This window comes from Nocardiopsis trehalosi NBRC 14201 (assembly GCF_001552555.1).
Taxonomy (GTDB): domain Bacteria; phylum Actinomycetota; class Actinomycetes; order Streptosporangiales; family Streptosporangiaceae; genus Nocardiopsis_B; species Nocardiopsis_B trehalosi.
On sequence record NZ_BCRK01000006.1, the window covers coordinates 62,090 to 71,997 of the forward strand.

The 9,908-nt window shown below is 68.0% G+C and carries 5 protein-coding genes; all 5 read right to left on the reverse strand.

What is annotated here, in order from left to right; all coding sequences use genetic code 11:
• Positions 1-78: 78 nt before the first annotated feature.
• The 5 genes from NT8_RS02295 to NT8_RS02315 all read right to left on the reverse strand — a co-directional run bounded on the left by NT8_RS02295 (position 79) and on the right by NT8_RS02315 (position 9,857).
• The gene (locus tag NT8_RS02295) at positions 79-2,088 is read right to left on the reverse strand and encodes an AIPR family protein (RefSeq protein ID WP_067963673.1); all 2,010 of its coding nucleotides are present in this window, start codon (positions 2,086-2,088) and stop codon (positions 79-81) included.
• Entirely contained in the window at positions 2,081-3,091 is a 1,011-nt protein-coding gene (locus tag NT8_RS02300; protein WP_067963677.1) for a PD-(D/E)XK motif protein, read from the reverse strand. Before NT8_RS02300 ends, NT8_RS02295 begins: the two co-directional genes overlap by 8 nt.
• Positions 3,088-5,871: a Z1 domain-containing protein gene (locus tag NT8_RS02305; RefSeq protein ID WP_067963679.1), complete on the reverse strand. Its 2,784-nt coding sequence runs from the start codon at positions 5,869-5,871 to the stop codon at positions 3,088-3,090. The genes NT8_RS02300 and NT8_RS02305 overlap by 4 nt, the downstream gene beginning before the upstream one ends.
• Positions 5,872-5,934: 63 nt before the next feature.
• Positions 5,935-7,410: an ATP-binding protein gene (locus NT8_RS02310; RefSeq protein ID WP_067963682.1), complete on the reverse strand. Its 1,476-nt coding sequence runs from the start codon at positions 7,408-7,410 to the stop codon at positions 5,935-5,937.
• Positions 7,411-8,447: 1,037 nt separating this feature from the next.
• Positions 8,448-9,857 carry an L-serine ammonia-lyase gene (locus NT8_RS02315; protein WP_067963686.1) on the reverse strand — a complete coding sequence of 470 codons (1,410 nt, stop codon included), beginning with the start codon at positions 9,855-9,857 and terminating at the stop codon, positions 8,448-8,450.
• Positions 9,858-9,908: the final 51 nt, after the last annotated feature.

The following is a 9,908-nucleotide window of genomic DNA, read 5'->3' on the forward strand; positions in this document are numbered from 1 at the left end:
TCGTGCTCCGCCGCGCCCACAACGCGGTGAGGGACCTGCCCGAGCACGGGGAGCCCTGACGAGCGAGACTCGTCGGATCTACGGGTCGGGAACGAACCCGAGCGAAAGTGCCTCGTTGCGCGCGTGCAGTGCCTGTACCGCCTGGGGCTCGGGGATCTCCTGTCCGAGTTCGAGTCGCCGGCCGACGTACTGTGTGAGCTGACGCTGCGAGGGATCCAGTCGGTGCGTCTCCTTCGCCCATCGCTCGATGGCGCACCACTCGTCCGCCGGGACCGACGCCACCTCGTCGCTCGCCCCCCGAGCGCCTTCCGCACCGCCGGCGAGGGCTTCGTCGTCCAGCGGATGATCACGGAGCTCGGCCTCCAGATCGCGAGGCACGGACCAGGGCACGCGGGAGACCGCATCCCAGCAGGAGGACTTCTTGGCCCACTCGCCCACGTGGTTACCCTCGCGGGGCCTGGCCACGACCCGCATGACCTGGGGGCATAGGTCGTCGATCGCCGCTTCGAGGGCTGGCGAGACCTTCTGTTCACGCCAGATCCTGTCAAGATCGATGCGCTGTTCCGTGGCGAGCGCCAGACGGGCCATGGTGTAGGTCGTGATCATGCTTTTGTAGCTGCCCGCCTGATGGTACGCCGCGATGCGGTCGACCGCCTTGAAGAGGACCGCCATGGCTATCACGCGCTGGCAGTACTGGACGTCGACCCGTGGAGGCGACTCGCTGATGCGGTCCATGAAGGCGACGAAGTTCTTCTGCGCGCCGCGGCTGACGCTGAACGGGAGGAGACTCCAGGAGTTGACGTACTTCGCGAGGTCCGCCTTCGTGAACTTCCGACTGATCGGATTGAGCTTCTTGAAGGTGCGCTGCTTCGCCGGCGTCCGGGCCTTGGCCAACTCGTCGGTGTACTGGCCGCGCGCCCTCTCGTAGAACCAGTGGGTCTCCTGGCCGCTGCCGTCGGTCGTCGGTGCCCACAGCGTTCGGGTGATCCGCTGTACGGTCACGTGGTACTCGTGGTTTGAGCTGAAGTCGACGAGCGTCACGCGGTTCTGGGTGTTGGAGTACTCGGAGATCATCGGGACGATCTCCGCGAGCCGCTCGGGAGAGACCTCCGTCAATTTCATCTGGACGGCCACCTGAGACAGGTCGGCCTTGTCCCGGGCCGAGGCGTAGTGCAACGAGGCCGTGGTCTGACCGCCGTTCACCACCTGGAACCCGTGCACCCGGGAGATGCCCGTGGGGGTGCCGTCCGGTCCGCGCGCGAAATCGACCCGGGACGCGGTCGCCGTGATGCCGTTGTTGTACGCCAGGAACCTGCCCGGTGAGTGCAGCAGGGTCTCCCTGATACCCCGGTTGACCGATCCGCGAGCCTGCAGGAATGACCGGACGTTCAGCTCGAGAAGTCTCGTCCCGTACTCCCCGTACAGTTCGGCCAGTCTCTGGCCGGGGATCACGGCCATGGTCACCGAGTGGTCCGGTTCGCTGCTGGGTGCCGAGACGCAGGGCAGCGGAGGGTCGAACGAGACCACGATGGGCTCGCTGATACTGCCGGAGGTCTCGTGGCGGTGCAGCCGTGTGAGGTCCCACACCTCGTGGGTCACGGGGAGGCCGTCGAACTCGGTAGGGGGGAAGGTGGTGTTCGTGCCGACGCGGTTGCTGAGCAGGAAGAGCCGGATCCTCCGCACCTCGGTAAGAGCCTTTTCCACTGCCGCGCACATGTCGTAGACGTCGGAGGATTCGTCGATGTGCTGGCGCAGCCCGTCCCGACACCGGCGGACGAACGTCAGCAGGCGCCTGAACGCGGTCTCCGCCTGCCCCTTCGTGAGCTTGGACTCCAACGGCTCCAGATCGAAGTCGGTCACGAAGAGGTCGAGGCACTCCCCGGATTCCCCGATGCCGTACCCGTGTACGAGATGACCGTGGGCCGCGTGGTAGGCAGTAAACGTGTTGGAGACGATGCCGGCCCGTTCCAGGTCCTCGAACACGCGCCGCGTGAACGACTCCGGTGTGGTGGTCCCCTCGGCGTCGGCGGTGGCCTGGACGTCAGTGACGACGTCGTGGGCGTACTGGGACAGGTCGAGCTCAGGCATGGGGCCTCCCGATAAGTGCGGTCACCTCGTCGGCCGTGGCGCGGTGGTGCTCAAGGCCCGAGGTGTTCACGTGGTACGAGCACTCGCCGACTCCCTCGGGAAGATCCGCTTCGACGAGTCTTGGGAAGTTCTTCCCCACGTGCCAGAAGCGCAGGTCGCGGACGGTGTATCGAGGCTCGTCGTACACGTCCCGCTGGCGGGGGAGATAACCGGCCTGCACCAGACGACCGTCGAAGGCGGCCCGTACGGCAGGGCTCGCGAGCTGCTGGCGTATGCGGTCCACCAAGCGGTTCAGGCTTTCTCCTGATCCGCCCCGCCGTTCGTCGAGCAGCGCCAACGCCAACAGGAGCGCAGGCGTCCCGGTGCCGTCCAGCTGGCGCTCGCTTGCGATCCGGATGCTGCGAGGCCGCTTGGCGGTGCTGGCCTTCGCCTCGACGGCGACTCCGGGCAGCTGGAAGTCCTGGTCGGCTCCGCTCGGTCCCGTCCACGCGTAGACGGCCTCGGCCGGCCCGACGACGGGCAGGATGTGGTCGCGCAGCACCAGGAGCTCGCCGACGAGTCCACGACGGGCCTCAGGGCCGAGACCGTCCCTGCCGACGGCGCGAAGGAGGTCCTGCCACCGCTCGAACCTTTCCACCGCTGCTGTCAGGGCTGCCGCGGCCCCAGGGGCCTCTCGGACAGTGTCAGCCACGTCCGTGACGAGCGGGTTGAACACTTCGCGCAGTTCGTCGGCGGTGAGGACGACCTGGAGCTCGTACTCGAGACGCGATACGGCGTTCACGTTCATCTCCAACCCGGCTGCGCGAGGCAGATGGCGCACGGGCCGCACGATGTGGTCGGCGGAGCGGGCGTCGGCCCTGAGCACGAGCATGCGCCGCTGTGCCGGGTGGGAGACGGAGAGGAAGACGTCCAACGGGGCGTCTGGGTGCAGGCGGATACGGGATCTGCCCGGGGCCTCCTGAGGTGCCTCCAAGTCACGCCACTCGGCTTCGGTGACGGTCACTCTCCGTCCTCCTCGTCGTCGAGGGTGTCGAGACCCTCCTTCTGCCAGATGGCGTTGACCACGTACTCGGTGTCGGACTGGTGCTCGGAGCGCGGGAAGCTCACCTTGAAACCGACCAGGGGGGGCCGCGCCGGACCGTCCCCGGTCGTCGGCTGCTCGACCAGGTAGACGAGCAGCAGTGCCTGGTCGGCTCGGCGATGCCAGCGGATGTGGTCTCCTGAAGGCAACCGGGGTGTCTTCTCCCGCTTCTTGATGGCTGCTGCCTTCTGGGTCGCTTCCAGGGCCGCGTCCACCTGGTCGCGGTCGAGGTCGAAGCGGTACTCGTCGGGAGGGCTCAGCAGCCGGCGGATCGTGTACCGACCGTCGCTGTCGACGTCGTTGCGCGCCGCGCGTACCACGGGCCCCAGGCTGTAACCGGAGATGTCCTGCGCGCCCTTGGCCGCCTGCTTGCCGATCAAGACCACCGTCCACTGCGGAAGCTCCCCTACGGCCGTGCACTGTTCGATGTACTTCGCGATGAAACGGGGGCGAACCCTCTGGGCCATGCGGTCGGTCTCGTAACGCATGAGGAAGTCCACGATGGCGTCGGGGGGCACGTGCTTCCACCTCACGTTGGCCCCCGCCGCCGTCTGGTCGGCGGTGGCCAGGCCGTCGAGTCTCCGGACGAAGTCCCCGAGTGCCTTGAGGTTGTGTTCCGGGACCCCGTCGGAGAGTTTGAAGGTCACCGTCTCTGGCCCCTCCCCGGAGTAACTGAGCATGACCTTCGTACCCTGGCGCATCTTGTTGGCAGCCGTGACTGCGAGACCAAGAGAGGATGCGCGAATCTTCAGGCCGAAGTACCTCGGGCTGAGGTTCAACGCCGCCATCTCCTCGACCTCACGACGCAGCTCGTCGGTAGCAGCAGTAACCTCGATGTACTTCGCCTGCAGGTCCGGGGTGGTGTACAGGCGGCAGAGATCCTCGTGCCCCGGCCGGTACCCGAACCAGCGTCCCATCTGGAGCAGGGTGTCGTACGTGCTGGACGTGCGCAGGTAGTAGCTGACCGTCAGCCCCTCCAAGGTGAGACCCCGGGAGAGCTTTTGACCTCCGATCGCGATCACCGAGAGACCGGTCTTGCGGTGCTCGTAGTAGTCGAGAGCGTCGCGGGAGGCGCCGTTGACCGTCTTGACCCCAATTTTCAGCAGCGCGGGCATGAGTTGACTCGACACGTCCTCCCAGGTGACGAGTTGGGCCTCGTCCGCGGGGAAGTGGTCCGTGGTAGGGACGAAGTCGCGTTCCCATAGGGACCGGAACTCGGCTATGCGCTCCGGTGCCTGTCCGTACCGGTCGCGGAGCGAGTCCCTGATAAGCCGCAGGTAGTCGTCCACCTGGTCGCGGACGATGCCTTGGACCGCCGTGAAGCGGGTGACGTGCACCAGCATGGAGTTGTGCACCTTGGTCTGTCCGCGCGCCCGCCGTGCAGCGCTGGCGAGGACGAACGAGGCGATGGCCTCGCGGAGGGACGGCGGGAGGTCATCGGAGGGGACGAAGGAGGACTTGTGCTTGCTCGGGATCCAGCTCTCGGCGTCGTGCACGGGGCGTACGAGCGGAAGCGGGGGCACGTCCGCCTCGTCGTCGTTGTCGGTCTGAAGACCGAACACCCGCTCCGGACCGAGGTAGTTGGTCGGCGAGGGCAGGGTGCGGATGAAGCTGTCGGGAAAGAGGTCGGCGCCGAGGCCGGCGTGGTCGACGTCGGGATCGATGTAGATGTTGGCGAATGGGGTGGCGGTGTAGCCGACGTACGCCGACTTCTCAAAGCTCTTCATGAGCTCACGGATCGCGCCGTTGGTCTTCGTCGGGTCCGCGTCGGGGTTTCCCTCGGTGTTGATGGAGGCGTTGTCCGCCTCGTCGTCGATGACGAACAGCGGGATGTCGCGTACGACCTTGTTCCCGCTCTCGTCCTCCGTGCCCTGGACCTCGGTCACCCACGTCCGCAGGTACTCGAGGATCTTCCAGTGCTTCTTGACGACGAGAACGACCGGGAAACGGCCGAGCGGGAAGTTGACGGCGTTGGCCGCCTGCCGGCCGAAGTCCCCCTTCTCCGAGCTGTTGGTGGGGGAGGCGATGTCGAGCTTCCTGGCGCCCGGCATCCTGCCGGCACCCATGAGGCGTGACTTCCCGTTCTGGTTGGACCGTTGCTGATGCTGGGTGTCGAAACCCAGGAGCCCTTCGTCGACACGCAGCTGGGTCTGGCTCCGGAGGTCGTTGTGGATGCCGGCGAGGATCACCACGAACTGGTACCCCGCGTCCACGGCCTTCGCGGCGAGCCCGATGTACTGGCCGGTCTTGCCCGACTGGACCTGCCCGATCACCAGCCCCGTCCGGCGCCACGAGCCGGCACGGTGCGGGTCCTCGAGCTGGCTCAGGACCTCGTCCGTGCTCTGGTCCAGTCGGCGCACGACGACCGGCGGGAGGTTCCGGACGTCCTCCAGGTAGCGGCGGTACCGTTCCCAGAAGTCCCAGGCCCGGTTGCTCTTGGCTTCGGGCAGCCAGGGCTCGTGCCCGCTGTCGCTCTCCAGCCCGGAGGAGCCCTCCTGGAAGACCGCCGTCAGGGCCTCGATCTCCTTGGCCAGCCGGTCACGGTCGAGCACCTCGCCCTGACCGGCGAGCATCCCGAAGATGACAGTGACCGCGTTCTGCACCTCGTCCGGCGTCGGCTGACGGTCCTGCGGCAGGAGTGCGAGAACCAGGCGACGGGCCTTGGCAAGGGAACCGAGAGAGTCCTCGGGGGTGGAACTCACAGCAGACCTCCGGCTGGGCGGAAACGGCATTGGGCAGGCTAAGGGTGGGCACTGACAGCGGGCTTACCTGTTCCAGAAGCCCTGCATCTGATCGAAGGGGGGCATCGTCCCGAGGCGTTCACGAGCGGCCGAAGGCGAGCGACCGTCCGAGACCAGTGCCTCGTAGATGCGCTGTGCGACCTCCGTTGCCTCGGCGTCGGCGGGCCCGGGGCCTCCGAAGGGTTCGGGGTCGTCGCTGGTGTCCGTCTCGTGCATCACGCGGAGGGCGGTGATGGGCACCGTCTCCTCGAGCAGACGGATCAGGGCGCGCACGTCAGCCGAACCGGTGCCGGCAGAGCGCAGGGCTGCCTTCACCAGAGGGTGGCCCCGGTTGATCTTGCAGGTGACCTGATCGTCGACACGGCCGACGCTCCACGCGTACACGAGCGGATCCCCGTGTGTGCGCGCAGCGATCCGCCCGCGGTGGCTAAGCACGTCGGCGGCCCTTCTCCTGGCCTGCAGGGCGATGCGCCGTAGGTGAGAACGCAGTGCGACGGGCGGGACGACACTGGACTTCCGGACGTCGACCCCCCATTCGACGTCCGTCTCGGCGGAGATGTCCACGGCGATCCGCGCCAGGTTGTACTTCTCCTCGCGGCGCAGCCCGCGCTGTCCGAGCCAGTCACCGGCCAGGATCAGGCGATCCCGGCGGTACACGTAGAACCCCTGCTGGTCGAGCCACCCACGGGGGCCGCCGGCCTTCTCGTACTCGTCCGGGGCCAGCCTCCGGGCACTGGGGAGTACGAACGCCTCCACCCGTACGGAGCCCGCCCCCAACGGCAGACGCTCGACCGGAAGCGATTGTACGGACGGGTGACGGGACAGGAACGGATCCCAGGGCTCGACGGGGCTGCCCGACACACGGAGGCCGCGACGTCGGCTACCGGTGAGGAACCTGCCGAAGACCATGCCCAGGTGGGACTCCGTGCGGGCGGCCTCTGCGTAGAACTGTTTCTGGGTCCGTTCGTCCTGCGCCGTCACCGCGTCAACGTGGTAGCCGTTGAGGCGCCGCCACAACACGACGGTGCCGTGGTCCGCCTTACCCCGAATCCTGTCGAGCAACTCGGTGGTCGTCTCGTCCGCGCCGCGTAGCAGTCGCCACTCGCCCGATCTCTCGACGACGTCGAGGTCCCACGTGCGCACGTGCCATTCGCCGGCGGTGGCGGTGGCGACGGTGAGCTGCCGGGCCTGTGAGAACGAGGCCGACTTGAGGCCGACGCCGAAGCGCCCCAGGTCCGTAGCGCTTCGGGGAGTCGTAGGGCCCCGAGCGGCCACGGTCATGGCGGTCACCAGCTCGTCGGCGGTCATCCCGGCACCATCGTCGGAAACGGCAATCCAGGAGTCTTGGCCGGCCCAGGCGAACTCGACGTCGACCGTGGACGCCCCCGCAGAGATGCTGTTGTCCACGAGATCCGCGACGGCGGCGGGCAGGGAGTACCCGAGCGAACTGAGTGAGGCGACCATGCCCGTCGGCTCCGGAGCTGCTATGTCATACGTCACGTCGAGTGTCCAGCCTGTCTCCGGTTTCTAATACTGGTTGCGATTATCCACGTTTGCCGTTCGAGCCTTGGACGGGTAGCCGAGTGGCATGCCCTGTCGACACGAGGACACGTGATCGATCTGGATACTTTTCCGCGTGCATGTCCGGCGCTGTGTCCGATTTGTGGGACGTGCCGACCCTCTAGGTCTAGTCGATCGCGCCGAGCGGCGCCCAACTGGGTCGGCAGCTCGGGCGTGGCTTGCTTGCCCGCACCTTTTCTCTCATACGGTCTAGCTGCTGGGCTGCCGAGGTGATCCAGTTCTCGACCTTCATGGCCTCGTGCAGAGAAACTACTTCGATCGGCCACTCGATCCGAGACGCAGATCGAGACGTCTGCCCGGGCCCACGGCGACCACGTCCAGATCGTCGGCAGACCTGTTGTCCGTCCTGACCGCCGAGGCCCGCTCCGCGACCAGGGTGCCGGGCTCCGTGCGCAGCCAGGAGGTCCATGCTGCTGGGTGGTTGATCTGTTCCCAGCCCTATGCGACCGAGCCCCCCCGAGGCATGGGCGGCCGAGCGAAGCATAATCGGGTCCAAGGCCCTCGGAGCCGCGAGGGGTGGCAGACGATGAGGACATCGTCGTTTCGGGTCAGAGGGGGCCTGCTCGAGCGCCCAGTCCGGAAAGTGACTCTTTCCACCGCTGAAGCCCGGTGTTCCTCCGAGACGTTCGGGCGCATCTCCGCGGTATTCCTACGCTCGCCGAAAAGGAATCATGCACTTGTCCTTCGGGCACCGACCGCTGGTATGCCTTGATCGTCGTGGAGGTGCGCTGGATGGCAGCGCACAGTACTGCTGCTGGCGGGCTGACCCGGGAGTCAACAGACCGAGTAGACCCCGCAGGGAGCCCCTGGAGCAGGGGAAATCCCAGGAAATCTTCTGGGACTTCCGCGTCTCTCCCAGGAAATCTGCAGGGGCTCGTCACCGGCTCGCCATCGCATAAGCAGGGAACGCTCCGACAGCACTGAAGGACACGAACGCCCTGGCTGGGGGCAACCGCTCAGCATTCGATGACGTTGACGGCAAGGCCGCCGCGGCTGGTCTCCTTGTATTTGTCCATCATGTCGCGGCCGGTGTCGCGCATGGTCGTGATGACCTTGTCGAGGGAGACGAAGTGGCTGCCGTCGCCGCGGAGGGCGATGCGGGTGGCGCTGATCGCCTTGACCGAGGCGAGGGCGTTGCGTTCGATGCAGGGGACCTGGACCAGGCCGCCGATCGGGTCGCAGGTGAGGCCGAGGTTGTGCTCCATGGCGATCTCGGCCGCGTTCTCGACCTGGGCCGGGGTGCCGCCCAGGGCCTCGGCGTAGCCGGCCGCCGCCATGGACGACGCCGAGCCGACCTCGCCCTGGCAGCCGACCTCGGCCCCGGAGATCGACGCGTTCTCCTTGAACAGGATGCCGATGGCGCCCGCCGTGAGCAGGAACCGGACCACGCCCTCGTCGCCCGCCCCCCGGGTGAAGTGGGTGTAGTAGTGCAGCACCGCCGGGACGATGCCCGCGGCCCCGTTGGTGGGGGCGGTGACCACGCGCCCGCCCGCCGCGTTCTCCTCGTTGACGGCCAGCGCGTAGAGGGTGACCCAGTCGCTGCCGTGCATCGGGTCGGCCGGGTCGGTGGCCGTGGGGGCGGTCAGCCCGTGCTCGTCGCACCGGCCGCCGAGCTGCCGGTACAGCCGGTGCGCCCGCCGGGGCACCTTCAGCCCGCCGGGCAGGGTGCCCTCGGCGGTGACGCCGCGCCGCACGCACTGGCGCATGGCCGCCCAGATGTCGAGCAGCCCGGCCCGCACCTCCTCGGCGGAGCGCCCGAACGCCCGCTCGTTGGCGAGCATCACCGAACTGATCGACATGCCCGTCTCGGCGCACCGCTCCAGCAGTTCGGCCGCCGTGGAGAACGGGTACGGCAGCTCGGTGTCGTCGGCGGTGATCCGGTCGGCGCCGACCGCGGCCTCGTCGACCACGAACCCGCCGCCCACCGAGTAGTACACGCGGGAGCGGACCTCGGCGCCGTCGGCGTCGACGGCGGTGAACCGCATGCCGTTGGGGTGGCCGGGCAGGCTCTCGCGGCGGCGCAGGTCGACGTCGACCGCCGGGTCGAAGGCGACGGTGTGCCCGCCGCCGAGGTCGAGCCGCCCGGACGACCGCACCTCCTCCAGCAGCCCGGGGACGGCGTCGACGTCGACCCCCTCGGGGGTGGCGCCGAGGAGGCCGAGGACGACCGCGCGGTCGCTGCCGTGCCCCTTGCCGGTGAGCGCCAGCGACCCGTACAGGTCGGCGCGGACCCGCGCGGTGCGGGGGAGCAGGCCGTCGTCGGCCAGCCCGCGGGCGAAGGTGCGGGCGGCCCGCATGGGGCCGACCGTGTGCGAACTCGACGGGCCGATGCCGATCGAGAACAGGTCGAAGACGCTGATGGACACGGGTGCCGTCCTCCTCGTCGAGCACGGACCGCGGGGGAGCGGGCCGCCGGT

Bases quoted from the DNA above. Each gene is read 5' to 3' on its own strand.
- NT8_RS02295 (WP_067963673.1), bottom strand. From the start codon at position 2,088: ATGCCTGAGCTCGACCTGTCCCAGTACGCCCACGACGTCGTCACTGAC.